The organism is Streptomyces sp. NBC_00158 (assembly GCF_045160885.1).
In the GTDB taxonomy this organism is placed as follows: domain Bacteria; phylum Actinomycetota; class Actinomycetes; order Streptomycetales; family Streptomycetaceae; genus Streptomyces.
Window position 1 is genome coordinate 195929 of the sequence record NZ_CP108161.1, and the last position, 26860, is coordinate 222788.

General features: G+C 73.3%; 29 protein-coding genes. 11 read left to right on the plus strand and 18 right to left on the minus strand.

The features are described from left to right. Positions 1 to 26 precede the first annotated feature (26 nt). A complete protein-coding gene (locus tag OG553_RS00915; protein ID WP_405977073.1) occupies positions 27 to 284 on the minus strand; it encodes a hypothetical protein in 258 nt (85 codons plus the stop codon). A gap of 148 nt (positions 285 to 432) precedes the next feature. Here OG553_RS00915 and OG553_RS00920 point away from each other — a divergent pair, with 148 nt between their 5' ends. Beyond that, positions 433 to 849 (plus strand): YjbQ family protein, encoded by a 417-nt coding sequence (locus tag OG553_RS00920; protein ID WP_405977074.1) that lies wholly within the window; start codon positions 433 to 435, stop codon positions 847 to 849. Between the two features lie 89 nt (positions 850 to 938). Here the strand turns inward: OG553_RS00920 and OG553_RS00925 are convergent, their stop codons facing one another. After that, positions 939 to 1307 (minus strand): PRC-barrel domain containing protein, encoded by a 369-nt coding sequence (locus tag OG553_RS00925; protein WP_405977075.1) that lies wholly within the window; start codon positions 1305 to 1307, stop codon positions 939 to 941. A gap of 233 nt (positions 1308 to 1540) precedes the next feature. Here OG553_RS00925 and OG553_RS00930 point away from each other — a divergent pair, with 233 nt between their 5' ends. Continuing rightward, positions 1541 to 1984 (plus strand): C40 family peptidase, encoded by a 444-nt coding sequence (locus tag OG553_RS00930; protein WP_405977076.1) that lies wholly within the window; start codon positions 1541 to 1543, stop codon positions 1982 to 1984. Between the two features lie 52 nt (positions 1985 to 2036). Here the strand turns inward: OG553_RS00930 and OG553_RS00935 are convergent, their stop codons facing one another. Further along, entirely contained in the window at positions 2037 to 2828 is a 792-nt protein-coding gene (locus tag OG553_RS00935; protein WP_405977077.1) for an SDR family NAD(P)-dependent oxidoreductase, read from the minus strand. 146 nt (positions 2829 to 2974) lie between these two features. On the opposite strand from OG553_RS00935, the gene OG553_RS00940 reads away from it, so the two are divergent. Then, a complete protein-coding gene (locus tag OG553_RS00940; protein ID WP_405977078.1) occupies positions 2975 to 3562 on the plus strand; it encodes a TetR/AcrR family transcriptional regulator in 588 nt (195 codons plus the stop codon). A 7-nt stretch (positions 3563 to 3569) separates the two neighbouring features. On the opposite strand, the gene OG553_RS00945 is transcribed toward OG553_RS00940, so the two are convergent. Beyond that, on the minus strand, positions 3570 to 5093 hold the full coding sequence (locus OG553_RS00945; protein WP_405977079.1) for a protein kinase domain-containing protein: 1524 nt from the start codon (positions 5091 to 5093) through the stop codon (positions 3570 to 3572). 231 nt (positions 5094 to 5324) lie between these two features. Between OG553_RS00945 and fabV the strand changes: the two genes are divergently transcribed. From fabV to budA, 3 genes are all read left to right on the plus strand, one after another. Continuing rightward, on the plus strand, positions 5325 to 6533 hold the full coding sequence (gene fabV, locus OG553_RS00950) for an enoyl-[acyl-carrier-protein] reductase FabV (protein ID WP_405977080.1): 1209 nt from the start codon (positions 5325 to 5327) through the stop codon (positions 6531 to 6533). A 61-nt stretch (positions 6534 to 6594) separates the two neighbouring features. Continuing rightward, positions 6595 to 7503: an allantoinase PuuE gene (gene puuE / locus OG553_RS00955; protein ID WP_405977081.1), complete on the plus strand. Its 909-nt coding sequence runs from the start codon at positions 6595 to 6597 to the stop codon at positions 7501 to 7503. A 154-nt stretch (positions 7504 to 7657) separates the two neighbouring features. After that, entirely contained in the window at positions 7658 to 8419 is a 762-nt protein-coding gene (budA, locus tag OG553_RS00960) for an acetolactate decarboxylase (RefSeq protein WP_405977082.1), read from the plus strand. 26 nt (positions 8420 to 8445) lie between these two features. Here budA and OG553_RS00965 read toward each other — a convergent pair whose 3' ends face one another. From OG553_RS00965 to OG553_RS00975, 3 genes are all read right to left on the minus strand, one after another. Beyond that, positions 8446 to 8805 (minus strand): subtilase-type protease inhibitor, encoded by a 360-nt coding sequence (locus tag OG553_RS00965; protein ID WP_405982912.1) that lies wholly within the window; start codon positions 8803 to 8805, stop codon positions 8446 to 8448. A 342-nt stretch (positions 8806 to 9147) separates the two neighbouring features. Then, the gene (locus OG553_RS00970) at positions 9148 to 9963 is read right to left on the minus strand and encodes a DUF4389 domain-containing protein (protein WP_405977083.1); all 816 of its coding nucleotides are present in this window, start codon (positions 9961 to 9963) and stop codon (positions 9148 to 9150) included. Positions 9964 to 10173: 210 nt separating this feature from the next. Further along, a complete protein-coding gene (locus OG553_RS00975) occupies positions 10174 to 11523 on the minus strand; it encodes a YhgE/Pip domain-containing protein (RefSeq protein ID WP_405977084.1) in 1350 nt (449 codons plus the stop codon). Between the two features lie 180 nt (positions 11524 to 11703). Between OG553_RS00975 and OG553_RS00980 the strand changes: the two genes are divergently transcribed. After that, positions 11704 to 12372, plus strand: a complete 669-nt coding sequence (locus OG553_RS00980; protein ID WP_405977085.1) for a MerR family transcriptional regulator — start codon at positions 11704 to 11706, stop codon at positions 12370 to 12372. Positions 12373 to 12424: 52 nt separating this feature from the next. Here the strand turns inward: OG553_RS00980 and OG553_RS00985 are convergent, their stop codons facing one another. Both OG553_RS00985 and OG553_RS00990 read right to left on the minus strand, forming a co-directional pair. Further along, the gene (locus tag OG553_RS00985) at positions 12425 to 12685 is read right to left on the minus strand and encodes a hypothetical protein (protein ID WP_405977086.1); all 261 of its coding nucleotides are present in this window, start codon (positions 12683 to 12685) and stop codon (positions 12425 to 12427) included. A 236-nt stretch (positions 12686 to 12921) separates the two neighbouring features. Beyond that, positions 12922 to 13275, minus strand: a complete 354-nt coding sequence (locus tag OG553_RS00990) for a hypothetical protein (RefSeq protein ID WP_405977087.1) — start codon at positions 13273 to 13275, stop codon at positions 12922 to 12924. Between the two features lie 373 nt (positions 13276 to 13648). On the opposite strand from OG553_RS00990, the gene rox reads away from it, so the two are divergent. Further along, entirely contained in the window at positions 13649 to 15115 is a 1467-nt protein-coding gene (gene rox, locus OG553_RS00995) for a rifampin monooxygenase (RefSeq protein WP_405982913.1), read from the plus strand. On the opposite strand, the gene OG553_RS01000 is transcribed toward rox, so the two are convergent. The 3 genes from OG553_RS01000 to OG553_RS01010 form a co-directional block, all read right to left on the minus strand. Further along, positions 15088 to 15513, minus strand: coding sequence for a nuclear transport factor 2 family protein (locus tag OG553_RS01000; protein WP_405977088.1), 426 nt, complete (start codon positions 15511 to 15513; stop codon positions 15088 to 15090). The two genes, rox and OG553_RS01000, sit on opposite strands and share 28 nt — an antisense overlap. A 102-nt stretch (positions 15514 to 15615) precedes the next feature. Further along, positions 15616 to 16923: a ClC family H(+)/Cl(-) exchange transporter gene (locus tag OG553_RS01005; protein WP_405977089.1), complete on the minus strand. Its 1308-nt coding sequence runs from the start codon at positions 16921 to 16923 to the stop codon at positions 15616 to 15618. 126 nt (positions 16924 to 17049) lie between these two features. Beyond that, positions 17050 to 17400 carry an ArsR/SmtB family transcription factor gene (locus OG553_RS01010; RefSeq protein WP_405977090.1) on the minus strand — a complete coding sequence of 117 codons (351 nt, stop codon included), beginning with the start codon at positions 17398 to 17400 and terminating at the stop codon, positions 17050 to 17052. 148 nt (positions 17401 to 17548) lie between these two features. Between OG553_RS01010 and OG553_RS01015 the strand changes: the two genes are divergently transcribed. Next, on the plus strand, positions 17549 to 18547 hold the full coding sequence (locus tag OG553_RS01015) for a zinc-dependent alcohol dehydrogenase family protein (protein ID WP_405977091.1): 999 nt from the start codon (positions 17549 to 17551) through the stop codon (positions 18545 to 18547). Positions 18548 to 19641: 1094 nt separating this feature from the next. Here OG553_RS01015 and OG553_RS01020 read toward each other — a convergent pair. After that, a complete protein-coding gene (locus tag OG553_RS01020) occupies positions 19642 to 20454 on the minus strand; it encodes a hypothetical protein (protein WP_405977092.1) in 813 nt (270 codons plus the stop codon). Positions 20455 to 20564: 110 nt separating this feature from the next. On the opposite strand from OG553_RS01020, the gene OG553_RS01025 reads away from it, so the two are divergent. Next, positions 20565 to 21305: an SDR family oxidoreductase gene (locus tag OG553_RS01025; protein WP_405977093.1), complete on the plus strand. Its 741-nt coding sequence runs from the start codon at positions 20565 to 20567 to the stop codon at positions 21303 to 21305. A gap of 3 nt (positions 21306 to 21308) precedes the next feature. Here OG553_RS01025 and OG553_RS01030 read toward each other — a convergent pair whose 3' ends face one another. From OG553_RS01030 to OG553_RS01040, 3 genes are read right to left on the minus strand one after another with little or no spacing between them, the layout of a single operon-like run. Next, positions 21309 to 22238, minus strand: a complete 930-nt coding sequence (locus OG553_RS01030; protein ID WP_405977094.1) for an ABC transporter permease — start codon at positions 22236 to 22238, stop codon at positions 21309 to 21311. Continuing rightward, the gene (locus OG553_RS01035) at positions 22235 to 23104 is read right to left on the minus strand and encodes an ATP-binding cassette domain-containing protein (protein ID WP_405977095.1); all 870 of its coding nucleotides are present in this window, start codon (positions 23102 to 23104) and stop codon (positions 22235 to 22237) included. Before OG553_RS01035 ends, OG553_RS01030 begins: the two co-directional genes overlap by 4 nt. Beyond that, positions 23101 to 23490, minus strand: a complete 390-nt coding sequence (locus tag OG553_RS01040) for a GntR family transcriptional regulator (RefSeq protein WP_405977096.1) — start codon at positions 23488 to 23490, stop codon at positions 23101 to 23103. The genes OG553_RS01035 and OG553_RS01040 overlap by 4 nt, the downstream gene beginning before the upstream one ends. A 132-nt stretch (positions 23491 to 23622) precedes the next feature. On the opposite strand from OG553_RS01040, the gene OG553_RS01045 reads away from it, so the two are divergent. Then, on the plus strand, positions 23623 to 24597 hold the full coding sequence (locus OG553_RS01045; protein ID WP_405977097.1) for an LLM class flavin-dependent oxidoreductase: 975 nt from the start codon (positions 23623 to 23625) through the stop codon (positions 24595 to 24597). A gap of 36 nt (positions 24598 to 24633) precedes the next feature. Here OG553_RS01045 and OG553_RS01050 read toward each other — a convergent pair whose 3' ends face one another. Both OG553_RS01050 and OG553_RS01055 read right to left on the minus strand, forming a co-directional pair. After that, complete coding sequence (locus tag OG553_RS01050; RefSeq protein WP_405977098.1) at positions 24634 to 25704, minus strand: chitinase; 1071 nt, start codon at positions 25702 to 25704, stop codon at positions 24634 to 24636. A 92-nt stretch (positions 25705 to 25796) separates the two neighbouring features. Next, positions 25797 to 26801 carry a BtrH N-terminal domain-containing protein gene (locus OG553_RS01055; protein ID WP_405977099.1) on the minus strand — a complete coding sequence of 335 codons (1005 nt, stop codon included), beginning with the start codon at positions 26799 to 26801 and terminating at the stop codon, positions 25797 to 25799. Positions 26802 to 26860 lie beyond the last annotated feature (59 nt).

Consider the following 26860-nt stretch of genomic DNA (forward strand, 5'->3'; position numbering starts at 1 on the left):
GGCCCGGCCCGGTCCGATGACACGGCCTAGCAGTTCTCGCTGATCACCGTCTCCAGGTCCGCCAGGGCGCGGCGCTCCTCCTCCAGCTTCGCCTCCACCACGGCGAGCGTCTGCTTGAGGGCCTTGATCTGCTGTTCGTCCGGAGGGGACTGCGCCTCCAGGACGGCGATCCTGTGCGCGAGGTCGGCCGCCTGCTTCTCGGTCTTCTTGATGCTCTTCCTCAGGTCTTCCGCGAGGCGCTCCATCAGTTCACAGCCGGATTCCCCGGGCAGCGGTGAGTTCATGCCGGTACTCCCTCGTCACGGCGCGCCGCGGCCCGGCGCGCCCACGCGGCCAGTATCGGAGCCCCCACCGGCCCGCACGCGGGGAAGTAGCCCGTCCGGACCACGGCCCGTCCGCCGTGTCGCGGCGCGCCTGTCCGAGGATGGCGGGATGACATTCACGACTCGGACCATCGACGTGACCACCGGCTCCGCCGAAGCGGTCCACGATCTGACCCCGGCCTGCGCCGGCTTCCTGCGCGAGGCGGCGAGCGGGCGCGACGGGCTCCTCAACGTGTTCACCCCGCACGCGACGGCCGGGCTCGCGGTCATCGAGACGGGTGCGGGCAGCGACGACGACCTGCTCGACGCCCTGGCCGAGCTGCTGCCCGCCGACGACCGCTGGCGCCACCGCCACGGCTCCCCCGGCCACGGCCGCGACCACGTGCTCCCGGCGTTCGTTCCGCCGCACGCCACCCTGCCGGTCGTCGACGGCGAACTCGCCCTGGGCACCTGGCAGTCGGTCGTCCTGGTGGACACCAACAAGGACAACCCCCGGCGCACCGTACGGCTTTCGTTCCTCGGCTGAGGGCTCGCACACGGACGCCCGGCCCGCGGCGCACCGGTGGCGCGGGCCGGGCGTCAGGTACGGTCATCTGCCGTGCCGCGCGCGGCGGTTCACAGCGGGCGGCCGCCGAAGGCGCCGCCCGAGCGGTAGTAGTCGGCGAGTTCACCGTGGTAGGCGGCGTCACCTTGGTGCTTCTCCCGGTGGAACTCCGGGGCGTTCTTGATCTGTTCCCTGGTCCGGTCGACGTAGACCTTCTCCTCGTCGACGTCGATCCGCGAGACGGTGCCGGCGGGCAGCAGGACCTCCTTGCCGAAGATCCAGGGGCCGGTGTCGACCACGATGTGGGCGGAGCCGGCCTCGTCCGAGTGCCGGTCGACCTTGCCGATGCCGCCGTCCACGGCCTCCACCTTGAATCCGGTCAGGTCGACGCCCAGCAGCCGCCCGGACGTCTCGCGGTAACCCCACGCGTTCTCGGTCATCAGGATCGTTCCTTTCGGATCGACGGAAGTGGTTCCCCGTACGACCGCGCCTGCCCCGCACGCGCCTTCTCACACCCGGCCGGAAACACCGCGCGCCCGCTCCGGAAAATTCGCGCCGTGTCCGGACGTGCAATAGCGGGCACTTCGTGCAAAATGGGCGGTCGTCGGGAGCCGTTACGCAGTCACTGAATCTGAATGCGGAGGTATCACGATTGCCGAAAACAGAAAAACGCGTGAAGAGGAATCGCTGTCCCTCGCTGCTCCTCTCCCTCTCCGTGGCCGCCGCCGCCCTGTTCGTCCCCGTCCGCCCGGCCCAGGCCGCCTCCCTGTACGGGATAAAGGCCGTTGCCGTCGCCGCTTCCAAGAAAGGCGCACCTTACGCATACGGCGCCACCGGGCCCGATGAATTCGACTGCTCGGGCCTCACCCTCTACGCCTTCCGGAAGGCCGGCCGGGCCCTTCCCCGCACAGCGGAAGCCCAGTACGAGAGCACCGTCCACATTCCGCACACGCAGCGCGCACCCGGTGATCTGGTCTTCTTCCCCAAAGGGGGAACCATGGGCCACGTCGGCATCTACGCGGGCCACGACAAGATCTGGCACGCGCCCAAACCCGGCACCCGCGTACGCCTGGAACGCATCTGGACCGGCACCGCCCGCTACAGTCGGGCCAATTGAAAGAGCAGCGGGGCGAAACGAACCGGCGACGCGCCCCCTAGCGGTGCGAGCGCTAGCGGTGCGAGCGCTGCGCCTCGACGATCTGCCGCACCGAGCCGTCGAGCCCCGCGCGGGCCTGGATCCGCTCGGCGAAACCGGGGAACTGGCCGGCGACGGCACTGAGCAGCCGCAGCTCCAGCGGAGCCACGTTGACCTCGCACAGGTCGCGGCGGACGGCCCGTACGACACCCTCGGCGACCTGTCCCGGCGTCACCGTCCGGATGCCGCTCGGCGGAGCGGCACCCGTCGCGGCGAACATGCCCGCGTCGCGGACGAAACCCGGCTGTACGAGGGAAACTCCCACCCCCGTCCCCCTGAGTTCCTGCCGCAGGGCGAGGGCGAAGCCGCGCAGCCCGAACTTCGTCGCGTTGTAGAGGGAGGTCGACCTGGTCGCGGCCTTCCCGGAGATGGAGCCGACCAGCACGATGTGGCCCCGGCCGCGCTCGGCCATGTGCGCCGCGAGCAGCCGGGACAGCAGGACGGGTGCGCGCAGGTTGACGTCGAGGGCGCGGTCGAGCTGCTCCTCGGTGTAGTCCAGCAGGTCGCCGCTGGCGGGCAGGGCGGCGTTCGCGACGAGGACGTCCGTCCCGGCACAGGTCTGCGCGAGCCGGGCCACGTCCGGGCGTACGGCGAGATCGGCGAGCACGGTGCGGGCGCCGAAGGCGTCGGCGGTGGCCTTGAGGGCGCCCTCGCGGCGTCCGGTGACCGTGAGGCGGGCTCCCTCGGCGGTCAGGCGCGCCGCCAGGGCGGACCCGATGCCGCCGGTGGCGCCGGTGAGCAGGACGTTCGATCCGGACATCTTCACGACGACTCCCGTACGGGTTCCCTCGAACTGTTCGTTCGAACGAACAGTAGGGACCGCCCGGCACCTTGTCCACACCCCCGACGGCTCCAACTCGTCCGTCCCGCAAGGGCGATGGCCCGAACCGGCCGATGGGGCAGAATGCGGGCATGCCCCACGCATCCGAAACCCGCCAGAGCATCGTCGACGCCGTACTGCGGATCATCGGGCAGGACGGGATCGCCGCCGTCACCAACCGGCGGATCGCGCGGGAGGCGGGGGTCTCCCTGGGCTCCGTCACCTACCACTTCACCACCCAGCACGAGCTGCTGCGCGAGAGCCTGCTGCACTTCGTGGCGGAGGAGACCCGGCACTTCACGGAGCTCGCCGACGCGTGCGCCGACACCCGCGCCGACGAGCCCTTCGACATCGGACGGGCGGCCGAGGTGGTGGCGGGGGTAGCGGGCGGCAACGCGTTCGACAGCCGGCACATCGCGCCGTTCGAGCTGTACGTCCAGGCCGGCCGCGACGAACGGCTTCGCGCCTCCGCCGCCGAGTGCTTCGCCGCCTACGACCTGCTGGCCACCCGGGTCCTGGGCCTGCTCGGCGTGCCGGATCCCGGGCGGCTGGCGGGGGCGGCCGTCGCGCTGGTCTTCGGCCAGCAGTTGCGCCGCCTGGCCACCGGAGCCCCGGCCGAGGACCTCGTCGACGCCCTGCTGGTCCTCACCCGGCTCGCCTCCCCGGCGACCACCACCTAGACCGCATCTAGCGGGTACGCGTCAGCGTCGCGGGGGCGCCGGCGGACTGGGCTCCTTCGAGTTCGACGGCCAGGGTGTCGGGGCCCGTCATCCTGACCACGTAGAGGTTGCCCCTGGGGCACTCGAAGGTCGCCTCGCGGTCGGTGGGGCGGCTGGTGACGGCCGCCAGGTACGCGGTGTCGGCGCGGAGTTGGCGCAGCTCCAGGGCCTCCGTGCAGCCCAGGTTCCGGCCGGTGGCGATCTCCCGGACCTCGCTGACCTGGCGGCCCGTGAGTTCGCCGACCGCTCCGGCCTGGAAGGTGACCGTGACGGCGAAGTCCCGGGTGCGGGCGTGGGTGACACCGTCCGCGTCCGGGGTGCCGGGGCCGAGGCCGGTCCAGGTGCCGGCCCACGCTGCGGGCAGGCCGGGGGACGACGGGCTCGGGCTCGGTGCACCGGCCCCCTTGCCGTCCGTGCCGCCTCCGCCGGGGAGCCGGGTCAGCAGTACGGCGACGGTGACCGCAGCCGCGAGGACGGCGGCGCCGGCCGCCACGGCCGGCGGCCGGAGGCGGCGCGCGCGGGGCGCCGGGGTCACGGCGGCCGCGGGCGGTGGCACGTCCGGCGGCGGGGCCGGGACGGCCGCCCGGGCCCCGCCCAGCAGCGGCCGGAGTTCCGCCTCGCGGCGGGCGGTGTCGGCAGGCAGGGCCGTCGGGGCGGCCCCGGGCCAGTCGTCCTCCTCGGCGGGCCCGAGTCTGGTGCGTACCTGCTCGGCGGTGGGGCGCTGTTCCGGGTCCTTGGCGAGGCAGTCCCGCAGGAGCGGGAGGAGCTCTGCCGGCACCCCGTCGAGGAGGGGGTCGTCGTGGACGATCCGGTACAGGAGGGCCGGGAGGCTGGGCTCCTCGCCGTGGTCGAGGAAGGGGCCCCGGCCCCTGGCCGCGTACACGAGGACGGCGGCGAGGGAGAAGACGTCCGCGGGATGACCGGCCGTGGCGCCGACGGCCTGTTCCGGCGCGAGGTAGCCGGGGGTGCCGATGACCGCGCCCGTCAGCGTGTGGCGCGGGTCGCGGACGGCGCGGGCTATGCCGAAGTCGATGAGGAACGGCCGCTCCGCCCCCAGCAGCACGTTGGCGGGCTTGATGTCGCGGTGCACCACGCCCGCCGTGCGTACGCAGACCAGCGCGGCGGACAGTTCCCGGGCCAGGGCCCGCACGGCCGTCCCGGGCAACGGGCCGTGCCTGCGCACCCAGTCGCCGAGCGAGGGGGCGGGGACGTACTCGGTCGCCAGCCACTGCGGCGACGAGCCCTCGGGGCTGAAGTCGACCACGGACACCGTCCAGGGGGAACGCACCCGGTCGCTGGTGCGGATCTCCCGGTCGAACCGTTCGGCGAAGCCCGGCTCCCGGCTCAGTTCCCGGTGCACGGTCTTCAGGGCGAGCGCCCGGCCGGAGGCGGTCCGGGCCAGGAACACCTCGCCCATGCCGCCCTCACCCAGCCGTGCCAGCAGTCGGTATCCCCCGATGTCGAGCGGATCACCGGGTCTCAGCGGTTCCACCAACCCACCCCGTTCCCAAGAGCGTTGCCGGGCAGAACTGTACGGGCCGGCGCCCGCGCCGCGGGGAGCGGCAGTGGTGGGAACGCAGTGGTGGGAACACTCCAAGATCGACTCGTGATCGTTGTCCCCTGTCACGGCTCCGGTCCGTGGCGGTGCTGTCGCAGACTGACGGGGAGGCGGCGGCCGGCCGGCTGCCGCTTCCCCGTCCCGGCCGACCCAAGGACTGCCACCGTGACCGAGCGCGTTCTGACCCCCCGAAACCGGGGCTTCCTCTTCCTCGACTCCCACCCGGCGGGCTGCCGGCGGCTGGTCGACGACATGTGGCAGGCGTGCCCCGCTCCCACCGTCGCCCCCGGGGGCGACGGCCCGGTGGCGCTGGTCATCGGCTCCTCCGCCGGATACGGCCTCGCCGCCACCCTCGCCGGGCTCAAGCGGGCCGGCATCCGCGGGATCGCGGTCTCGTTCGAGAAGGCGCCCACGCCGCGGCGGACCGCCACGGCCGGCTGGTACCGCACCGCCGCCACCGCCGGCATCGCCCGTACCGCCGGGCGGGACCTGGTCTTCCTGAACGGCGACGCGTTCTCGGACGCGATGAAGGAGCAGGTCGCAGAGCTGCTGGAGCGGCGCTTCGGCGGCCGGCTGGACTACCTGGTGTACTCGGTGGCCGCGCCCCGCCGCACCGACCCCGACACGGGTGCCGCGTACGCCTCCGTCCTCAAGCCGATCGGGGCGGCGAACCGCACCAAGACCCTCGTCTTCGACGACCAGGGGGCGCCCGAGGTGCGCGAGGTCGAGACCGGGCCGGCCGAGGGCGACGACGTCGAGCAGACCGTGGCCGTGATGGGCGGCGCGGACTGGGAGCGCTGGATCGACCACCTCGCCGGACGGGGCCTGCTCGCCGAGGGCTTCGCCACGGCCGCGCTGTCGTACATCGGTTCGCCGCTGACGGCGGCGATCTACCGGCAGGGCACCATCGGCGCGGCCAAGGCGCACCTGGAGGCCACCGCCCGCACCCTGGACGAGCGCCTCGGCAAGTCCGTGGGCGGGCGGGCCGTGACCTCCGTCAACGGGGCGGCCGTCACCCAGTCCTCCACCGCGATCCCCGGCATCGCCCTGTACACCGGCCTGCTGCGCGGCGTGCTGGGCGAAGACCTGGTCCCGCCGATCCGTCAGCTCGCCGCCCTGTGGGACCAGCTGACCGGCGCGGCCCCGCTCGCGCAGGACGAGGAGGGCCGGGTCCGGCTGGACACCTGGGAGCTCACCGACGAGGTGCAGGCGGCCGTCGCCGAGCGCTGGGAGGCCGCCACGACCGGCACCATCGCGGCTCTCGCCGACCTCGACTGGTTCCGCGACGAGGTCCGGCGCCTGTACGGGTTCTCGGTGCCGGGCGTCGACTACTCCGCCGCCGTCGCCACCGACGTCCCCTGGCCCGCCGCCTGAACCCCGACACGGCCCTGAGCCGTACCGCGGTGCCGCCGGGCGGGCCGGTAGGGTGCGGCGGGTGTCGGAGCACCAGCGCGATCTCGTCGGGTACGGCGCCGAGCCGCCGCACGCCGCCTGGCCCGGCGGGGCGCGCGTCGCCGTCAGCCTCGTCCTCAACTACGAGGAGGGCGGCGAGCGGAGCGTCCTGGAGGGCGACCCGGCCTCGGAGGGGTACCTGCACGAGATCGTCGGCGCTCCGCCGGTGGTGGGCGGGCGCGACCTGAACGTCGAGTCGATGTTCGCCTACGGCTCGCGCGCCGGGTTCTGGCGCGTCCACCGCACGCTCGCCCGGCACGGCGCGCCGCTCACCGTCCACGCCGTGGGGCAGGCCCTCGAACGCAACCCGGACGCGGCGCGGGCGATGGCCACGGCCGGCTGGGAGGTGGCGGGCCACGGCTGGCGCTGGACCGATTACCGCGACGTGCCCGAGGAGACCGAGCGCGCCGAGATCGCGCGCTGCGCCGCGACGGTCGAACGGCTCACCGGCCGCCGCCCGGTCGGCTGGTACACAGGCCGGACCAGCCCCGCCACGCGGCGCCTGGTCGCCGAGGAGGGCGGTTTCCTCTACGACTCGGACGACTACTCCGACGACCTGCCCTTCTACGTCGAGGCGGCCGGGCGGCCGCACCTCGTGCTGCCGTACAGCCTGGACGCGAACGACTTCAAGTTCCTGATCGTGCACGGCTTCACGACCGCCGACGACATGCTCGGCTACCTGGTCGACACGTTCGACGCCCTCCACGCCGAGGGCGCGGACCGGCCCCGCATGATGAGCGTCGGCCTGCACTGCCGGATCATCGGACGGCCCGGGCGCATCCGCGCCCTGGACGGATTCCTGCGGCACGTCGCGCAGCGCGGCGGGGCCTGGATCACCACCCGCGAACGCATCGCCCGCCACTGGCTGGCCACGCACCCGCCCGCCCGCTGACGGCCGCCCGGCCCGGGGCCGGCCGCCGCCGCGGCCCCGTACGCCCTGCGCGGGCGCGCACACCGCGCGACCGCGTGCGCGCCGTTGTGACGGGGGTGGTGGTTCCCTAGCCTGCTCGACGCAGCCGGCATGCCCACGGGACCCAGGGGGGAACATGACCGCACCGGAAGCGAACCCGCCGGACGCGCCCCGGCCGAGGGGGCGGATCTTCCAGACCTCGACCATGACGGCGATGCTGGAGGGCGTCTACGAGGGCACGACCACCATCGCCGAGCTCCGCCGGCACGGGGACTTCGGCATCGGCACCTTCGACCGGCTCGACGGGGAGATGATCGTCCTCGACGGCCGCTGCTACCGGCTCCGCGCCGACGGGTCCGCCGGGGAGGCCGACCCGTCGGCGCGAACGCCGCTCGCGGCGGTCACCTACTTCCACGGCGAGCACGACTGGCGGACCCGCGAGCCGGTCGACGCCGCCGGGCTGCGCGCCCTGATCGACGACCGGATGCCGAGCCCCAACCACTTCTACGCCGTCCGGATCGACGGGCACTTCGACCACGTGGTCACCCGGATGCTCCCCGAACAGCACCGGCCGTACCAGAGGCTGATCGACGCGGTCGCGGGACAGGTCGTCCGCACGCACACCGGGCTGCGGGGAACCGTCGTCGGTTTCCGCAGCCCCGCGCACCTGCTGGGGGTGGCCGCCGCCGGGTACCACCTGCACTTCCTCTCCCGCTGCCGCACGCGCGGCGGGCACGCGTACGACTTCGTGCTGCGCGCCGGGCGGGTGCGGGTCGACGTGGGGTACGAGCTCGTCCTGCACCTGCCGCGCACGGCCGACTTCGGCCGGGCGCGGCTCGGGCGGGGCGATGTCGCGGGTGAGATCGAGGCGGTGCTCCAGGGCGGCCCGAGGCCCTGACGGGCGTCCCGTGGGCGCGGCGGGCGTCAGAACCCGAAGACGGCGTTGCCGTTGAGGGTCGCGTTCATGGCGCAGGCGTTGGAGAAGGTGTGCTTCCAGGTGACGTGGCTGCCCTGCCAGACGCCCTGCGCGGTGACGGTCACGGGCGCGTAGTGCATCGGGCAGGCGCGGTCGGTGTCGGGGGCGGCGAGCAGCCGGTCGAAGGTGCCGCCCGTGGAGTTCAGGGCCGTACAGGCGGCCTTGGGGTCGGGGTGCGTGCCCTGTGCGGAGGGCATGCAGCTGAGGGTGACGGCACGCAGGACCGTCGCGGAGGCGTCGTCGCCCTGGGCGACGGAGAACACCATCGCGGACGGGGCGTACAGGCTGGTGGGCTTGGCCTCCGCCATGCCGGTGGCGCCTGCCAGGCAGAGGAGGGCGGCGGCGGAGACGGCAGCGAAGCGGTAGCGCACGACAAGACTCACTTTCGATGTGAAGGTTGAGAGCGGCAATTACTTGCGTTGTCGCTCTCCGACGCGGCTGAGTCTGTCGGATGTGAAGGTGCCGTGCATGTCGACGGCCGATTTACGGACACGGAGTTCGGATATCGGATAACGAATGGTCGTTCGGGCAGCTCAGGCGGGGTGCGGCGCTCCGTGTTCGCTCGGAAACAGGGGGTGAGGAGGGCGGTGTCCGGCCGAACGCGGGCCGCTGACCTGGTGTCGAGCGGCTCGCGTTCACCTGGAGGCCATTCAGCTTGTCCGGATCGCTGCGGTTTCCACGCCTTCGAACCGGTCGTCGTCCCTGACCTGGACCTGGACCGTCGGGGAGGCGCAGGCGACGAGGATGCCGAGTACGAGCAGGAGCACGATCAGCGCCTTCGCCGGCGCCCCGAGGAGCAGCGGGCGGGTACCGGACCCCGCACCGGGCGCGGCCTGCGCGACCGCGGCGGGCTGCCCGTCGCCGAACAGGCGCTTGGGGTACGCGGAGGTCAGCATCATCGCGTACGCCTGGTAACGCATCCGGTAGCGCGCGACCGCCGCGACGGCGCCGTAGAGGGCGGTGGGCATGCGCCCGAGGACCAGGGTGATCAGCCAGAACACCCAGCACACCGCGCCCCAGCCGTACTGGAGCAGGCCGGTCACGACCATCGCGGGGAGCATCAGGAAGAGGCGGAACAGGACGGCCGCCCGGTTCAGCGGCCCGGGCCGCAGCTCGATGCGGACCGGGTGGCCGGGCGCCTCGAAGGAGAACGGCGGGTACCGGTCCACCAGCAGCATCGCACTGGCCGCGACCCGGGTCTCGTACGCGAGGAACCCGCAGAGGAAGCGGGCGATCCCGTCGGGCAGGCGGCCCTGGACCAGCGCGGCGAACCAGCCGGCGACGGTCACGAAGAAGGCGGCGATGCCGAGGAGGGCGGTGACGACCAGCTGCGGCAGCAGCAGCAGGAGCCGCAGCAGGACCGTCCAGCGGCGCTGCCGGCCCGGCGGCGGGACGTCCAGTTCCGGAAGGTGTTCGCCCTGCGGGTGGCCGGCGTACGGCGGGCGGGGGTTCCAGCCTGTGGTCATGGGGCGCTCCTGCCGTCGGTCGGGGCGCGCGGGCCGCGCCCGCCGACCGGTCCGGCCGGGCCCGGCACCGCGGGGCCGGACGGATGCGGAAAGGCGGGTTCCGCGCGTACGCCCTGTCAGGGGTACCGCGCGGAACCCGCCTTTCCAAGGATCCCGGCTGTGGCCGGCCGCCCGTTGCCCTGAAGGGCCCCGTCCGGCGGCCGGCCGGGCTCAGGCCTTGGCGGGCGCCGGGGTCTCGGTGGCCGCGGGCGGCTCCGGGGTCTCCTCGGCGGATGCCCCGTCGGCGACGGGCCGGGGGATGCGGTGCAGGCCCCGGCGGTCGTAGAGGCGGGTGACGGCGAAGCCGAAGAGCAGCGCGGCGACGAGGGCGACGCCCATCGCGGTCCACGCCCGGGTCAGACCCGCGTCGGCCTGGGCCCCGTAGAAGAGCAGCGAGCGCAGTCCCTCGGTGATCTGGCGCAGCGGCTCGAACTCGGCGAGGCCGCGGAAGAAGCCGGGCAGGGCCTGGAGGGGCACGGTGGCACCGGAGGACGGGACGGCCATGGCGATGAAGACGATGGTGGCCAGCAGCATGCCGGGGGTTCCGAAGGCGGCGAACAGGGCGAGGCCGCCGATGCCGACGACCGCGATGGTGGCGACCGAGTAGAGCCACAGCAGGCCGAGGTGGGAGGCGTCCATGTCGAGGATGCCGACGGTGGCGACCTCGACCAGGGTGCCCATGATCACCGACATGCCGAGCATGAGGGCGATGCCGACGGCGAGGGTGCGTACGCGGCTGGTGTGCTGGACGGGCTCGCGCTTGCGTACCGGGCCGTAGTCGGTGTGCAGGTAGCCGAGCGCGGTGTCGACCTGGGAGTTGACCAGGTTGGCGCCGAGCATGCCGCAGACGACCAGGACCAGCGCGTAGTAGAAGGCGCTCAGGCCCATGGCGCTGCGCGAGCCGACGGGGTGGCCGTCGGCGACGGCCACCGTCACCGGGTCGGCCAGCTTGAGCTGGGCGGCCGTCGGCAGCGGGGTCTTCTGCGCCGCGGCCTGCTTGAGGAGTTCCTGGCCGATCTGGGCCGAGGCCGCGTGGGCCGCCTTCTGGGCGGCCTGGGAGGACATCGACGAGCCTATGCTGCCGGCGGACTGGTTGGTCAGCACCGTGATCGTCGGCGGGGCGGGCTTGCCCTGGGCCGGCGGCTGCGGGGCGGCGAGCGCGGTCACCGTGGCGGAGAAGTCCTTCGGGATGACCAGGGCGCCGAAGACCTTGCCGCTGCCCAGGCGCTTGTCCGCCTCCTCGCGGCTGACGAGCTGCCAGTCGATGCTCTTGTCGCCCTCGGCGGCCTTCTCGATGCCCGAGACGACCTGCTCGCCGAGGGCGACGCGGCGGCCGCCCGCGTCGGCGCCCGCGTCGGCGTTGACCAGGGCCACCGGCAGGTCGCGCAGGTTCCCTCTGGGGTTGACGTTGCCGCCCACGTAGAGCAGGGCGAACAACATCGAGACCATTGCGGCGATGAGTCCCGTACCGATCCACAGCGTGGGTCGGCGGAGCACGGAGGGTGGCGTGGGGTGAGGCATCGATTCTCCGGTGCGGCTGCGATTCCTGAGTTGGATACTTCTGGTATCCAGTAACTGGATACTGGCAGTATCTTGTTGTGGTGTCCAATCGACGGCGCCGATCGACGGCGCCGCACAGCCGATGCCGGACACTGCCGGACACCGCACCGGCCCGGACCGCATGACCAGCAGGGAAGCCGCATGAAGATCTCGGAGCTCAGCCGGCTCACCGGCGTACCGGTCGCCAGCATCAAGTACTTCCGCCGGCAGGGCCTGCTGCCGGCCGGGCGGGCGACGGCCGCGACCCTGGCGGAGTACGGGGAGGAGCACGCGGAGCGGCTGCGCCTGATCAAGGCGCTGACCACGCTCGGCGGCCTGTCCATCGCCGCCACCCGCGAGGTGCTCGGGGCGGTCGACCAGGCCCACAGCACCGAGGGCGCCCTCGGCGCGATCAGCTACGCGCTGCCGGTGCCGGTGGCCTCCCAGGGCCCCTCGGGCGACGAGGAGGAGAGCGACGCCGACGAGGCCGCCGGTGCGGAGGTGGCGGAGCTGCTCGCGGCCCTTGACTGGCGGGCGCCCGGCACGTCACCGCACGTGAAGGGACTGACGGCGGCCCTCAAGGAGCTGCGCCGGCTGGACGCCCAGTACGCCCCCGGCGAGCTGGCCGCGTACGCCCGGCTGGCCGAGTCGGTGGCCCGGCTGGACCTGGAGCGGGCCTCCTGCCTCGACGAGCCGGTGGCCCTGGCCGAGCGGGCCGTCATCGTCTTCGCGATCTGCGCCCCGGTCTTCGAACTGCTCCGCCGCCTCGCCCAGGAGGACCAGGTCCGCCGCCGCGTGCCGGCCGACGGCCCCGGATCCGCCTGCGAGTGACGGAAGCCGCCGGGGCCCGCGGTGGCGCCGCGGGCCCCGGTGCCGGCGGCGGCTATTCGGTGGTGGGTTTGCGCGCCAGGGCCTTGGCGACGGTCGCCGTGCTGAGCCCGGTGGCCCGCACCAGCGCGCAGCGGTCGACGCCGCGGCTGCTCGCCGCGCGCATGGCCGCGTTCCGCAGGGCCACGTCCGGACGGTGGGGGTGGCGGGCGAAGACGTACTGCACGACTCCGGCGAACCGGGTCAGGAGCCGGCCCTGCCACGCGGTGATGAGCTGCTTGCGGGGGGTGGGGAGCGGTGTTGCCGGTGCTGCCAAGGGGCGTCCCTTCGGTCGACGTCTGCACTGTCGACGGTGACGGCAGGGCCGGCCGGCGGCCAGAGCGCGAACAAGCCGCCCGCGGCGGGACGGAAGGGAGCCGTGGGGAGCGGAACGGCTCCCGGTGCGCACCACGGCGCCGTTCGCCACTCGGAGCGTGGCGCGAGGATGCCGCCGGGGGCGCTGGGGCCGGGCCGGCGGCTCGGGGGGTGTCGCGGCGGGGTGTCGCGGCGGGGTCAGATGGTGACGCAGATGCCGTCCTCGATGGTGCGGCCGTCGCGCTCCAGGCCCCCGCAGACGAGCTTCGCGCCCGACTGCTCGTAGCCCACCGCCCACCGGTGGGAGGCGGCGTGCACCCTCGGGCCGTGGAAGCCGCCCCAGTAGGAGCGCAGCGTGCCGGGCAGGCCGTCCTTGGTCTGGACGGTGATGTCCTGGACGAAGCGGTTGTGGTGGGCGGTCATCACGCAGATGTACTTCCCGCATTGGCTGTCGACCCCGCTGGGGCGGGCCCCGGCGGGAGCACCGGCGGTGAGCGCCAGGGTGATACCGGTTGCCAGGGTAGCGGCGAGGTACCGCAGGCGGTTGTTCATGGAAAAGCCGTCTTTCTTTCTGTCGCGCTGTCGCTGATCGGGGAACGCCGGCGGGCGGCGGTGACCGTCGTGCCCGCGGGGGCCGTTCTTGATCACGATCCGGTTGTAACGACCCCCGGCCGGACGGGGACAGGGCCCGAAGGGGGAACTCACCCGTGCGGGCTAACGCGTTCACCTGGCGAAACGCCACTGCAGCGGCGGAGCAGCGGAGCGGCGACAAAAAGAAGGGCGCGGAGTCACCGACTCCTCGCCACTCTCAACTTATAGCGCACCGGGGGGCTTGCGGCAAGGCCCCGGGCCCGTCGCAGAATGGGCGGCCGAAATCCAGAACCTGCGGAGAAATCTCGCTGAACGGGTGTTTTTCATGACTGACGTGATCGACGTGATCATTGCGGGCTGCGGGCCGACCGGCCTGATGCTGGCCCGCGAACTGCGGCTGCACGGAGTGCGCGTGCTCGTGCTGGAGAAGGAGACGGAGCAGCCCCGGCGGTCCCGGGCGCGCGGCCTCCACGCGCGCAGCATCGAGCTGATGGACCAGCGCGGCCTGGTGGAGCCGTTCCTCGCGCACGGCGAGAAGTTCACGGTCGGCGGCTTCTTCGCCGGGATCGGCAGCTCGTGGCCGGACGGTCTCGACACCACGCACTCGTACGTGCTCTCCATCCCCCAGGTGGTCACGGAACGGCTGCTCACCGGATACGCCACCGCACTCGGCGTCGAGATCCGGCGCGGCCGGGAGCTGGTCGGGCTGAGCCAGGACGAGGAGGGCGTGACCGTGGAACTGGCGGACGGCACGCGGCTGCGCTCGCGCTGGCTCGTCGGCTGCGACGGCGGCCGCAGCACGGTGCGCGGACTGCTCGGCGTCGGCTTCCCCGGTGAGCCCAGCAGGGTCGAGACGCTGCTCGCCGACGTGGAGCTGACCGCGTCACCCCAGACGCTGGCCACCGTGATCGCCGAAGTCCGCAAGACCCAGAGCCGGTTCGGCGCCATCCCCGAGGGGGACGGGGTGTACCGGATCGTCGTGCCCGCCGACGGGGTGGCGGAGGACCGAACGGTCCCGCCCACCCTGGACGAGCTCAGGCGACAGCTGATCGCGTACGCCGGCACCGACTTCGGTGTGCACTCGCCGCGCTGGACCTCCCGGTTCGGCGACGCGACACGGCTGGCCGAGCGGTACCGTACCGGCCGGGTGCTGCTGGCCGGGGACGCGGCGCACGTCCATCCGCCGACCGGCGGGCAGGGGCTCAACCTGGGCCTCCAGGACGCGTTCAACCTCGGCTGGAAGCTCGCCGCCGAGGTGAACGGCTGGGCGCCGGAAGGGCTGCTGGACACCTACCACTGCGAGCGGCACCCGGTGGCGGCCGACGTACTGGACAACACCCGCGCGCAGATGGAGCTGATGTCCACCGAGCCGGGTCCCCGGGCGGTGCGCCGACTCCTGGCGGAGCTGGTGGAGTTCGAGGAGGTGAACCGCCGCCTGATCGAGAAGATCACCGCGATCGGGGTCCGTTACGACCTCGGTGAGGGCCACGAGCTGCTCGGCAGGCGGCTGCGGGACGTGCGGCTGGAGCGGGGCGGCCGCCTCTACGAGCTGACGCACGGCGGCCGCGGGCTGCTGCTCGACCAGACCGGCGGGCTCTCGGCGGCGGGCTGGGCGGACCGGGTCGACCACGTCGTGGACGTGAGCGGCGAGTTGGACGTGCCCGCGGTCCTGCTGCGGCCGGACGGCCATGTCGCGTGGGCCGGTGAGGACCCGCGGGAGCTGTCCGGCGCGCTGGCGAGGTGGTTCGGGACCGGAGCGGGGGTGCGGGGGGCTCAGTCCATCAGCCCGGGTGCGAAGTAGTCGCGCAGGCGGGCGATCTTCCCGTCCCGGACGCGGAAGATCTGCACGAGGGAGACGGCCCGGTCCGCCTCCCCGCCGTCGCCGTCGCCGTCGCCGTCGAAGACCGTGTCGATCTCGGCGATGAAGACGTCGGGGTCGGAGGTGGTGTGCAGCACGTACCCGGACTTCTCGAAGTTCGGCGTGCGGCCGCCCTGGACGGGCCGCGCGTAGTACGCCGCCATCGCGCTGCGGATCTCCGCGCGGCCCGCCAGCCGACGGGGGAAGGCGGCGCCGTCCGGCATCAGCGGCGCCTCGAAGACCCCGTCCTCGGTGAAGGTCTCGGCGAGGGCGTCGGCGTTCCGGCTGACGGTGCCGGCGTAGAGGTAGCCCTCGAAGATCTGCTGCGGTGTCGGTGACACGGCGTCCTCCCCTGGTGGTGCGGCTCGGTATCGGAAGGCCACACCATCACAGTGCGGCCTCCGGGAAGGGGGTTTCGGGCCATGATCACCCTCCGCGCCCGCTCAGGGGCGCTCCAGCATCCGCCGCCGCAGGCTGTCGTAGACGGGCTCGCTCTCCAGCGCGTCCGCGGCCAGTGTGGCGGCGAAGCAGGCGACCAGCAGCGGCAGTACGAGCGCGGTGGCACCGGTCATCTCCAGCACCAGCACGACACCCGTGAACGGCGCCCGGACGACTCCGGCGAACAGGGCGGCCATTCCGACGGCCGCGAACATCCCCGGACCGGGGGCCCCGGCCGGCAGCAGCGGGGCGGTGACCGCGTGCGCGAAGGTCCCCCACAGGGCTCCCAGGGCCAGCAGCGGGGCGAACAGCCCGCCCGGGGTCGCCGCCGCGTAGCTGAGCGGCCCCGCCACGAACCGGACGGCGAAGCAGCCCGCCAGCACGGCCGCGGCGGGCACCCCGCCCGCCAGCAGGCTCTCGCTCAGCGGATCGCCGCCCCCTGCCAGCAGCGGATCGTACGCCATGAGCAGGCCGACGACGGCCCCGATGGCCGCGGCCCGGGCCACGACCGGCACCCGGGTGAGCCGGTCGCACACGGAGAGGGTCCCCACGACGAGCCCCGCGTAGGCCGCGCCCAGCACTCCGGCCACCGCGCCGAACAGCAGGAAGAGGGGCAGCGTCCACACCGGTGGGACCGGCTCCGGCGCGACCGGGAAGACCGGCGCGTCGCCCACCAGGAACCGGGAGGCGGCGAGGGCCGAGGCCGTGCCGACGAGGGTGAGCAGCACCAGGCGGGGCCGGACCGTGCGGGTCACTTCCTCGCAGACGAACAGGAGCCCGCCGAGGGGTGCCGTGAAGGCGGTGGCCAGACCGGCGCCGCTGAGCGCGGTGTGCAGCTGCCGGGCGTCCTCGGCGTCCAGGCGGGTGAGGCGGCCCGCGCCGGAGCCGATCGAGGCCCCCATGTGCACGATCGGGCCCTCCCGCCCGAGGACCAGGCCCGAGCCGATGGCGATGAGGCCGCCGAAGAACTTCGCCGGCAGCAGCCACGCCGAGCGGGGGCCCGGTCCGGCCTCCTCCCGCCAGACGGCCTCCACGTGCTGGATGCCGCTGCCCGCGGCGTGCGGGACCAGCCCGGCGATCGCGCAGGCCACCGCGGCGCCGGCGGCGGCGAGCGCCACCGGGATGAGCACGCCCGGCACGCCGAGTCCGCCCGCGGCCTCCAGCACCCCGCCGCGCAGCTCGGCGGCGTGCTCCAGGCACCGGCGGAACGCGCCGCCTACCAGCCCCACCAGGGCGCCGGCCGGCACCGCGACCAGGTAGGCCCGGTACCCCTGCGGGGCGCGCCCGGGCGGGCCGGGCCGAGGACCGGGCATGCGCTGCCTCCCCACGGAGCCGTACGGACGTCGTCCGAGCCTGGACCCGCGGGGCGCCCGGGCCGGCGAACCTCGCCGGGTGCGGGGTCCGGAGGCGCCCGACCGGCCGAAGCGGCGGCGGGCCCGTCAGGGGCGCTCCGGGACTCCGACCAGTGCGTGCAGCAGACCGGGGAAGGCCTCGTCCACCTCTTCGTGGCGCAGGGCGTTCATCCGGGAGGTGCCCACGTAGTACTGGCGGATCAGGCCCGCGTCGCGCAGCACGTGGAAGTGGTGGGTGGCGGTGGACTTGCCGACCGGCAGGTCGATGGTGCCGCAGGCCAGGTCCTGCCGGGCGTGGTACAGCTCGCCGACGATCCGTCGGCGCACCGGGTCGACCAGGGCTTCGAGTACCTGCTGGAGGCCGATCGTGCGGATGTCCGGGTGCTCCGGTACCCGGTCCCCCCGGCCGCCGCTCCGCCGTGCTGCCGCTGCCGCCATCGCTGTGCCGACCTCCCGTACCCGTGCCGTGTTCGACCGCCCCCAAAGTACCACCGTCATCGAACTTTGACAGCTGTCGAACTTTCAGGTTGGGTGGGGGCACGCCGGTGCGGCTCCCCGCACCGGCGCCCATCGGAGGGGAGGCGCCATGACCGCGACGGTGCGGTTCCACGAGTACGGCGGTCCGGAGGTCCTGCGGATCGAGGAGGTGCCGGTCGGCGAACCGGGCCCCGGCGAACTGCTGGTCCGGGTGGACGCGATCGGCGTCAACCGGGCCGAGGTCCTCTTCCGCGGCGGCCGGTACATCGAGCCGGTCAAGGAGTTCCCCGCCCGGCTCGGCGCCGAGGCGGCGGGGGTGGTCGAGGCGGCCGGCCCGGGGGTGACCGGGTTCGAGGCCGGTCAGCCCGTCAGCGTGGTGCCGGCGTTCTCCATGAACGACTACGCCGTCTACGCGGAGCGCGCCGTCGTCCCGGCGGCGGCGGTCGTGCACCGCCCGGCCGGGCTCGGCGCCGTGGAGGGGGCGGCGGTGTGGATGCCCTACGTCACGGCGTACGGGGCACTGGTCGAGGTCGGCGGGATGCGGGCCGGCGACACGGTGGTGCTCACCGCCGCCTCCAGCAGCGTCGGCCTCGCCGCGATCCAGGTGGCCCGGCGGGTCGGCGCGGTGCCGGTCGCCACGACGCGCGGCCGAGCGAAGGCGGAGGCGCTGCTCGCGGCGGGGGCGGCGGAGGTGATCGTCACCGACGAGGAGCCCGTCGCCGACAGGGTGCTCGCCCTGACGGGCGGCCGGGGCGCCGAGCTGGTCTTCGACGCCGTGGCGGGACCCGGCGTGGTGGACCTGGCCAGGGCGGTCGCGCCCGGGGGCACGCTCTTCCTGTACGGGGCGGTGAGCGGCCTGCCCACACCGTACCCCGGCTTCGAACTCGGCATGCCCGCGCTGAACATGCGCACGTACACGATGCACGAGACGACCAGGGACCCCGCGAGGCTGCGCCGGGCGGAGGCGTTCGTCGCCTCCGGGCTGGAGGCGGGGGCCTTCCGGCCGGCTGTGGACCGCGTCTTCCCCCTGGAGGAGATCGCCGAGGCGCACCGCCACATGGAATCGGGCACGCAGATCGGCAAGATCGTCGTCGAGGTCGCCCACTGACCGATGCGGAGTGTCGAAGCGACCGTCCAGGACGATCAGCCCTGACCCTTACCTGTCCTTACCGAGTGGGCCCGGATGGGCTCGGACCCCGTCCGTCCGAGCCCATCCGCTCAGGCATCGCTCACGCACAGACCAGCGGCTCTGACGCCCCGCCGCTTTCAAGTGCTTCCGTTCCCATTGGGCTCCCAGCCGGCTGCCAGGACCGCCCGCGCCCTAGTGAGCTGAGATCGGTGCCGACGCGGCAAGTTGCCGCGTCGGCACCGCCTAGCTGTCCCGCCCTACGAAGACCGGTCGGAGCGCTTCCTTACCCGATCATTGGTGAGGTCCTCGGCTTCGACAGCACGCACATTGGCAGCTCCGCCCGCGATTGACCCACCATCCGAGCTTTCGGATCCCGAAAGGCGATCGCTGTGCGTAGCATCCGGCCCTCGCCACGCATCACGCATCTGGTGCCAAGAACGGAGCAGATCCGAGAGCTGATCCAACAACCCCTTCGAGGCGAAGAGCGCGATGCTCACAACCCCTGCGATACCTAGCACCCAGATGACGGCCGCATCCATCGGTTCGAACAACCTTCCTTGAAAGGTGGTGATCGAACCAGGCACATGGCAGCCCTCAGCTCGACCACCACGTACACACGTGTGGTCAGCTGAGGCTCTGCCGACGACCAGAACTCAGAGGGTGCGGGGCCAGCGCAACTGGGCCATCTCCCTAGAGGTAATCGGCTAAGGACGACTGGGGCATCCCCAATGTCTGGTCCAGTTCGTCGGGCTGGACCCCAAAAGCCAAACGCAGTACTGCATCACCATGGCACAGGAACAATGGCTGAGGGGCCAGAACGACGAACTCAGTCACACCCGCGTACGGCCAGCGATCTGGGCGTGCACGAACCCTGAGACCGTTTCTTGCTCTACTACGCTCCGGCGCCCGCCATCAGCACAGCCAAAGGCTTGACCTCGGCTCGCCTGATGGCACGACAGAGCCCGGAAACGCCAAAGTCGCGGGTGAGAACGATTCTGCACCCGCGGCGTGCGGTGGGGCGGGTGGGACTCGAACCCGCGGCCGACGGATTACGAGGCCGGACGGCAACCCGGTCAGACGGACATGAAGGGGGTCGCCAGGAAGGCCAGCAGGGCCAGGGCGGCGATCGCGGCCGCGGCCGTGAGGACGGTGGCTTCGAGCCAGCGGCCCTTGCCGTCGGCGCGGACCACCCTGCCCGGGTCCTGGGGGTCGTAGCTGACCTCCAGGCGGAGGCGGCCGCTCGTGTCGAAGTAGGTGCGGGTGTTGCCCTCCAGGTCGCCGTACAGGTAGAGCGTCGGCTCGGCGGCACTGTGGGCGTACTCCGCCGTCACCGTGATGCCGTGCCGGGGCAGGCGCCAACGTTCGGCGGCCTTGGGCAGCAGCAGGAGGACCGCGCCCGCGAAGGGGAAGCCGACGCCGCCGGTGATCCAGACGAAGATCATCATGATGGGGTGCGTGGCGAACGAGACGACCACGCTCATCGCGACGATCGCGAGGAGGGAGGTCCACACCATCCGCTTCACCCGTCGGCCGAACTCCTCCCTCGGGGTGAGCGGTTCGCGCTCGGCGGCACGGGTGGTGACCAGGGCCGCGCCGTCCACGGCCGCCGCGCCCCCGGGGATCGGCGGGAGCGCCGAGTGGACGGCCCGCGCGAAGGCCGTCGCCGCCGCCGCGCTGACGCCCTCGATCCGGTAGACGGCCGGGGCGCTCCCCTCCGTCGCCCTGAGGCGGACCTCGACGGCCCGCCGCTCAGCGTGGACCAGGTCGACGGCCTCGAAGGGGATGCGGTGCTCCCGGCCCGCCCGCCGTAGGACCAACTCGTCCCCGTCGGCTCGGAGATCGGTGCGCCTGGCGCCTCGCAGGACGGGTATCGGCGTGATCGGCATGGCCGGATCCTAGCGGCCCGCCGCCGGGCGTTGCAGGCGTTGCGGGCGTTCTGGATCTTGTGTTACGTTTTTTGTGTAACGAGCACTACAAAAATTGGGGAGAGTTCACCATGGGCAAGAACGCACTGGTCACCGGCGGCAGTCGGGGAATCGGCCGGGCCATCGCCGAGCGGCTGGCGGCGGACGGGACCACCGTCGTGCTGACGTACGCCAGCGACGGGGCGGCCGCGCGGGAGACCGTCGAGCGGATAGCGGAGAACGGCGGCCGGGCCTTCGCGCTGCGGGCCGAGCTGGGCCGGCACGGGGACGCGGCCGCGCTCTGGGCGGCGTACGACGGACTCGGCCTGGACGGCGTCGACATCATCGTGAACAACGCGGGCATCGGGCTGCCCTCCCCGCTGGGCGAGGTCACCGAGGAGGGCTTCGACCGGGTCTTCGCGGTCAACGTCCGGGCCCCGTTCTTCGTGGTGCAGGAGGCCCTCGGCCGGCTGCGCGACGGCGGCCGGGTCATCAACATCTCCAGCGGTGCGGCCCGCCTCGCGATGCCCGAGATCCTGGCCTACGGGGCGACGAAGGGGGCGCTCGACACCCTGACGCTGAACCTCGCCAAGGCGCTCGGCCCCCGGGGCGTCACGGTGAACTCGGTCGCCCCCGGCATCGTCGACACCGACGTCAACGCCGGCTGGCTGCGCGGCAACGCCGAGGCCGAGGCGCACGCGGCCTCGCTCGCCGCGCTCGGCCGGGTCGGGCAGCCGCGGGACATCGCGGACGTCGTCGCCTTCCTCGCCTCGGACGCCGGGCGCTGGGTCACCGGCCGCGTCGTCGACGCGACCGGTGGGGCGGGGCTGTAGGCCTCAGCCGCGCCGGGCGCGCAGCACCCGGAACGCCGCGTAGAGGGCGGCGGCGCCCAGGGCGAGGACCACGCCGGTTTCGATCAGCTGGGTCGGCCAGTAGTGCGAGGCCGGGTGGAACTCCGCGTACCAGGCGGTGACGTTGAGGTCGGCGGGGCAATCGCCCATGTTCCGGGTCCGCTCGAAGCAGGCGTACTCGGGCAGGCGCGCCCCGGAGGAGGTGATCAGTCCCGTGTCCATCATCAGGGAGTCGGGCGGCATCAGCCGCGTCGTGTTCCCGCCGAGGGGGATGGTGCGGGTCTGCGTCGGCAGGAACGACCACCGCAGGGCGCCGAGGGCCAGCATGACGAGGCCGGTGAGGAGGCCGGTGACGGCCATGGCCGCGACGGTCCGCCGGACGAGCTGGCCGACGAGGGCGCCGAGGGCCACGCCGAGCAGGCAGTAGGCGGCCAGCACCGGGCCGGTGGACTCGTACGGGCCGCGGTCGAACCAGGTGAGCTGGTAGGTGCTGGACACCCGTGTCCAGCCGAGTCGGTAGACCAGGACCAGCGCGGCCGCCGCGACGGCGGACACCACCGAGGCGACGAGGACCTTCGCGCCGAGCCAGGCCCTGGGCGTGGTCGACTGGGTGAGGGCGAGCCGCCAGGTCCCGCTCTCCAGTTCGCGCGCGGTCATCGGGCCGGCCACGAAGGCTCCGGCCAGCAGCGGCAGCAGGAGCAGGCCGGTGCCGGCGTACTCCATGCAGAGCCGCAGCAGGTTGTACGCCCGCGTCGGGAACGCGAACGGCCCCTCGGGGCCCGGTGCTCCGGCCCAGAGCCGCAGGGCGGCCACCGCGGCGAGGCCGGCCGCCGTGAGCGCGGACAGCGCCCGGGCCGCGCGCCGGTGCTGGCGGACCGTGACCCAGTACGGGCCCTTCAGCGTCGGCGTGCTCATGCCCGCACCTCCGCGGCCTCGAACGCCGGGGCATCGGGGGAACGCAGGTGGGCGAGCAGGAGCTCCTCCAGGGAGGGGGCGGACGTCTGCCAGGTCCCGCTGTCGACGGGCCCGCCCGGCCGCACGAGTGCGGTGAGCGTACGGCCCGTCGTACGGGTTTCGACGACGGTGTGGCGGGCGAGTTCGGCGGAGGCGGCGGCCGGGCCGGTGAGCAGCCGGTGGGCGGCGTTGACCTCGTCGATGGGGCCGGAGAGGCGGATGCGGCCGCCGTCGGCGAGGAGGAGGTGGTCGCAGGCGCCCTCCAGCTCGGCGAGGATGTGCGAGGACATCACCACGGAGGTCCCGTGCTCGGCGGCGTCGGCCATCAGGGTGCCCATGAGCTGGTGCCGGGCGAGCGGATCGAGGTCGGCCATCGGCTCGTCCAGGAGCAGCAGGGACGGCCGCTTGCCGAGGGCGAGGGCCAGGGCGACGCGGGTGCGCTGACCGCCGGAGAGCGCCCGGATCCGGGCCCGCCCGGACACTCCGCCGGCCTCCACGATCCGTTCGGCCGCCCCCGCGTCCCAGCGGCCGGGGTTGAGTTCCCGGCCGAGGCGCAGGGTCTCGTCGACGGTGAGCTGCGGGTAGAGGGGCTTGTCCTGGCCGACGTAGGCCAGTTCCCCGCGCGGCGCCGTGCGCAGGGTGCCCTCGGTGGGGAGCACGAGCCCGGCGGCGAGGGCCAGCAGGCTCGACTTCCCGGCCCCGTTGGGGCCGACGAGCGCGCATATCCGGCCTTCGGGAAGCCGGAAGGTGCAGTCGCGCAGCGCCCAGGCCCCCTTGCGGCCGTAGCGCAGTCCGAGGCCTTCCGCCTCGATCACGGTGTCCGTCATGCGTCGCCGTCCCCCTTGAAGTGTTGGTCCAGTACGGATGCGAAGAGCGCGGCCACGTCGTCCCGTTCCATCCCGGCGGCCAGTGCCCGCCGCGCCCAGCCGTCGAGTTCGTCGTGGAGCGGGGAGTCGGCCGGGGCGCTGCCCAGGGACTTCCTGATGAAGGTGCCCATCCCCCGCTTCGCCTCGACGAGGCCTTCGCGTTCCAGTTCGCGGTAGGCCTTGAGGACGGTGTTGGGGTTGATGGCGGTGGCCTCGACGACCTCGCGCGCGGCCGGCAGCTTGTCGCCGGGTTCCAACAGGCCCAGGCGCAGGGCCTGTTTGGTCTGCTGGACGATCTGCAGGTACGTGGCGATGCCGCTGCGGCGGTCGATGCGGTACTCCAGCACGGCTGCATCACCCTTTCACTAGTTGACTAGTGAAAGGGTGATGCAAGGGCGTGATCGCTGTCAACCTCTTCCGGTGGCGCAAAACGGATCGCAGCGGACCTTGCCGGGGCGGCCGGTCCCTATGCTGGCGGCATGATCGACATACCCCTCTCCGCGCTCGAAGTCGCGATGGTCCAGACCGGCACCCGGGCCGTGGACACCCTGCGGGACACCGCGGGCTTCGCGCGGGAGCTGGAACGGCTGGGCTACCACCGGGTCTGGTACGCCGAGCACCACCACTCCCCCGCGATCGGGGCGTTCCCGCCGGTCGTGCTGACCGCGCACGCCGCGGCGTCCACCTCGGTGATCCGCCTGGGCTCGGGCGGCGTGCTGGCCCCCAACCACGCGCCCCTCGCCCTGGCCGAGCAGTTCGGGACCCTGGCGGCCCTGCACGAGGACCGGATCGACCTGGGCATCGGACGCGGACCGGGCACCTTCGACGAGGGCATCGCCCGCGCCCTGCGCCGCGGGGCGGACCCGACGACGGACGCCGAGTACCGGCAGGACGTGGCGGCGGTCCTGTCCTTCCTCGTGGAGGAGGTCGCGCTCGGCCCGCTGCCGGAGCCGTGGCTGCTCGCCTCCAGCCCCGCCGGGGCCGTGCTCGCCGCGGAGCTCGGCCTGCCGGTCGCCGTCGCCCACCACATCCGGCCGGAGAACACCCGTACGGTCCTGGAGCACTACCGGGCCGCCTTCGCCCCCTCGCGCTGGTGCGAGCGGCCCCGGGTGCTGCTGTGCGTGGAGACGGTGTGCGCGGAGACGGAGGAGGAGGCCCGGCGGCTCGGCGAGCCGATGAACGTCGTCAAGGCGGGTCTGCTCAAGGGGATCAGCGACATGCCCTTCCCCACCCCCGAGGAGGCCGCCGCGCACCCCTTCGCGCCGGAGGAGCTGACGGCCCTGGCCGGCTTCCGCGCGCAGCAGGCCGTCGGCGCTCCCGAGACCGTCGTGCGCCGGCTCGCGGAGCTGGCCGCGGAGACCGGCGCGGACGAGCTGATGCTGACCACGCCCGTCTACGGCTTCCGCGACCGGGTCCGTTCGTACGAGCTGATCCGCAAGCAGCTGGGGGGCTGAGGGGAGGGCGGGCCGCCGCCAAGGCCCGGGCCGCCGTCAACGGCCCTGGAGCGCCCTGACGTTGTCGCCGAAGGTCCAGTTCCGGGAGCCGTCCCAGTTGAGGGACCAGGTCATCAGCCCCTTGAGCCGGCCGGCGTAGGGGTTCCAGGCCTGGGCGACCAGGCCTGGCGTCATGTAGCCGCCGCCGGCGCCGGGCTGGGCCGGGAGCCCGGGGACCTGCTTGTCGTAGGGCACCCTGATCGTGGTGCCCTGGACGACGAGGCCCCGGTCGAGGCAGTCGGTCTGCGCCTTGAAGCCGGCGACGGTCCCGGCGGAGTAGGAGTCCCCGGAGCAGCCGTACATGCTGCCGTTGTAGTACTGCATGTTGAGCCACCACAGCCGGCCGTTGTCGGCGTACTTCTTGACGACGGGCAGGTACGCGCCCCAGATCGAGCCGTACGCCACGCTGCCGCCGGTGACGTACGCGGTCTCGGGGGCCATCGTCAGGCCGAATCCGGCGGGCATCTGCGCGAGCACGCCGTCGATGATGCGGATCAGGTTGGCCTGGGACGGGGAGAGGCGGGTGATGCTGCCGGAACCGACGAGGCCGGTCTCGATGTCGATGTCGATCCCGTCGAAGTTGTACTTCTTCAGGATGGGGACGATCGTCGCGACGAAGCGGTCCGCGACGGCGGTGGAGTTCAGGTCGATGCCCGCGGCGGCGCCGCCGATGGACATCAGGACGGTGAGGCCGTCCTGTTTGGCCTGGCACATCTCGGCGGGGGTGGGCACCTTCACGGTGCTGTCCATGCCGTCCTCCCACAGCACGGTGCCGTCGGAGCGGATGACGGGGAAGGCCGCGTTGACCACGTTGTAGCCGTGCGCGCGGATGCGGCCGTCGGTGACGGGGATCCAGCCCAGCGGCGGGTGGACCCCGTTCGCGGCGCCGTCCCAGTTCTCCCAGTACCCCTGGAGGACCTTGCCGGCAGGCTTCGGCTTCACCGCGCAGGTGTCGGGCGCGCGCGGGCCCGGGGGCTCGGCCGCGGCCGCCGCGGGCAGCTGGACGCATGACGCGGCGAGTGCGAGGCCGAGGCCGAGGCCGAGCAGGCGGATGGTGCGACGGATCATGGGGGTGCTCCCTTCGTCCGTTCGCGCCGGAAGTGGCGCGCCACCACGTAGGGTTGGTCCAGACCATCCATCCGTCAAGGGTGCGCGGACGCCTACTTCTCCAGGGCCCGGACCGCCTCGCGCTCCAGTTCCACGCAGCGGTCCACGCGCTCCGCGCAGGCGTCGAACAGCTCCCGCCGCTCCTGCGCACCCGCCCCCGGGTCGGCGTCCCTGGCGAGCATGGCCAGCTCCGCCCAGTGGCCGGCGGACTCCCGGAAGAGCCCGGCGGCCTCCGGGCGCCCGACGAGGTCGAGGAAGTCCGCGTACAGCGGCCGGGTCGCGCCCGGGGCGGTCCACTCCTCCTCCAGGCAGGCGTACAGTCGCCCGGTGCCCGCCCGGAGGGCTTCCGGCGAGCTGCCGAACCGCCGCTCCCAGCCCGTCTTGGTGGTGCCGTCGCGCAGCTGGGCGGCGAGCTTCTCCATCCCGGTGAAGCCGAAGTTCACGTCGAAGGCGTTGCCGAGGACCGCCCCGGTGAGGTGCGTGACGGTGGAGGCGATCGCCCCGTCCACGTCCGGCTCGCCCTCGGCGGGACCGGTGGGGACGATCAGCTGGTGGCGGCCCTTGCGGTGGGCGCTCCAGGCGGCGCCGAACTCCTCGCGGCCGATCCGGTACGGGGTCTCGGCCCCGTCCTCGATCAGCAGGTCGTCGCCGTCGTACCCGGCGATGACGACGGTGTACGGGTCGGTGCCGGTCATCTCCGCGTCCGGGTCGGCCGCGTGCCAGGGCAGGGCGGAGCGGTCGACCACGCAGAACGCGGGCTGCCCGCCGTCCAGCGCGGCGCGGACCCGGCCCCAGCGGGGGTTCATCGCGCGGGTGGCCTCGTACGGGACACCGAGGCGGCCTAGGGCGACCTGCACCCAGGGCTCGGGGTGGGACTGGGCCACGACCGTGAGGATCGGCAGGCGTCCCTCGTACTCGAAGACGAAGTACATGAAGCCGATGCCCCCGGCGAGGCCGGCCACGAGCTCCTCGTCGTGGACGCTGCCCAGGGCGTGCCTGATCAGCGAGGCCTCGCGGTGGCGGCCGGTGCCGAAGTCTTCGTATACGAGCACAGTCATGGGGTGAGCCTAACCGCGCGGGGCCGGGGCCGGTGACCGGCCGGGGCCCCGCGCGGCGG

What these genes read in the sequence shown, in the direction of transcription:
- OG553_RS00980 (WP_405977085.1), top strand. Translation starts at nt 11,704, where the DNA reads ATGAAGATCTCGGAGCTCAGCCGGCTCACCGGCGTACCGGTCGCCAGC.
- OG553_RS01035 (WP_405977095.1), bottom strand. Translation starts at nt 23,104, where the DNA reads ATGACGGACACCGTGATCGAGGCGGAAGGCCTCGGACTGCGCTACGGC.
- OG553_RS00990 (WP_405977087.1), bottom strand. Translation starts at nt 13,275, where the DNA reads ATGAACAACCGCCTGCGGTACCTCGCCGCTACCCTGGCAACCGGTATC.
- OG553_RS01045 (WP_405977097.1), top strand. Translation starts at nt 23,623, where the DNA reads ATGATCGACATACCCCTCTCCGCGCTCGAAGTCGCGATGGTCCAGACC.
- OG553_RS01025 (WP_405977093.1), top strand. Translation starts at nt 20,565, where the DNA reads ATGGGCAAGAACGCACTGGTCACCGGCGGCAGTCGGGGAATCGGCCGG.
- OG553_RS01005 (WP_405977089.1), bottom strand. Translation starts at nt 16,923, where the DNA reads ATGCCCGGTCCTCGGCCCGGCCCGCCCGGGCGCGCCCCGCAGGGGTAC.
- OG553_RS00920 (WP_405977074.1), top strand. Translation starts at nt 433, where the DNA reads ATGACATTCACGACTCGGACCATCGACGTGACCACCGGCTCCGCCGAA.
- OG553_RS01015 (WP_405977091.1), top strand. Translation starts at nt 17,549, where the DNA reads ATGACCGCGACGGTGCGGTTCCACGAGTACGGCGGTCCGGAGGTCCTG.
- OG553_RS01010 (WP_405977090.1), bottom strand. Translation starts at nt 17,400, where the DNA reads ATGGCGGCAGCGGCAGCACGGCGGAGCGGCGGCCGGGGGGACCGGGTA.
- OG553_RS00940 (WP_405977078.1), top strand. Translation starts at nt 2,975, where the DNA reads ATGCCCCACGCATCCGAAACCCGCCAGAGCATCGTCGACGCCGTACTG.
- OG553_RS01030 (WP_405977094.1), bottom strand. Translation starts at nt 22,238, where the DNA reads ATGAGCACGCCGACGCTGAAGGGCCCGTACTGGGTCACGGTCCGCCAG.
- budA (WP_405977082.1), top strand. Translation starts at nt 7,658, where the DNA reads ATGACCGCACCGGAAGCGAACCCGCCGGACGCGCCCCGGCCGAGGGGG.
- OG553_RS01055 (WP_405977099.1), bottom strand. Translation starts at nt 26,801, where the DNA reads ATGACTGTGCTCGTATACGAAGACTTCGGCACCGGCCGCCACCGCGAG.
- OG553_RS00965 (WP_405982912.1), bottom strand. Translation starts at nt 8,805, where the DNA reads ATGGCGGAGGCCAAGCCCACCAGCCTGTACGCCCCGTCCGCGATGGTG.
- OG553_RS00970 (WP_405977083.1), bottom strand. Translation starts at nt 9,963, where the DNA reads ATGACCACAGGCTGGAACCCCCGCCCGCCGTACGCCGGCCACCCGCAG.
- OG553_RS01020 (WP_405977092.1), bottom strand. Translation starts at nt 20,454, where the DNA reads ATGCCGATCACGCCGATACCCGTCCTGCGAGGCGCCAGGCGCACCGAT.
- OG553_RS01050 (WP_405977098.1), bottom strand. Translation starts at nt 25,704, where the DNA reads ATGATCCGTCGCACCATCCGCCTGCTCGGCCTCGGCCTCGGCCTCGCA.
- OG553_RS00975 (WP_405977084.1), bottom strand. Translation starts at nt 11,523, where the DNA reads ATGCCTCACCCCACGCCACCCTCCGTGCTCCGCCGACCCACGCTGTGG.
- OG553_RS00925 (WP_405977075.1), bottom strand. Translation starts at nt 1,307, where the DNA reads ATGACCGAGAACGCGTGGGGTTACCGCGAGACGTCCGGGCGGCTGCTG.
- OG553_RS00915 (WP_405977073.1), bottom strand. Translation starts at nt 284, where the DNA reads ATGAACTCACCGCTGCCCGGGGAATCCGGCTGTGAACTGATGGAGCGC.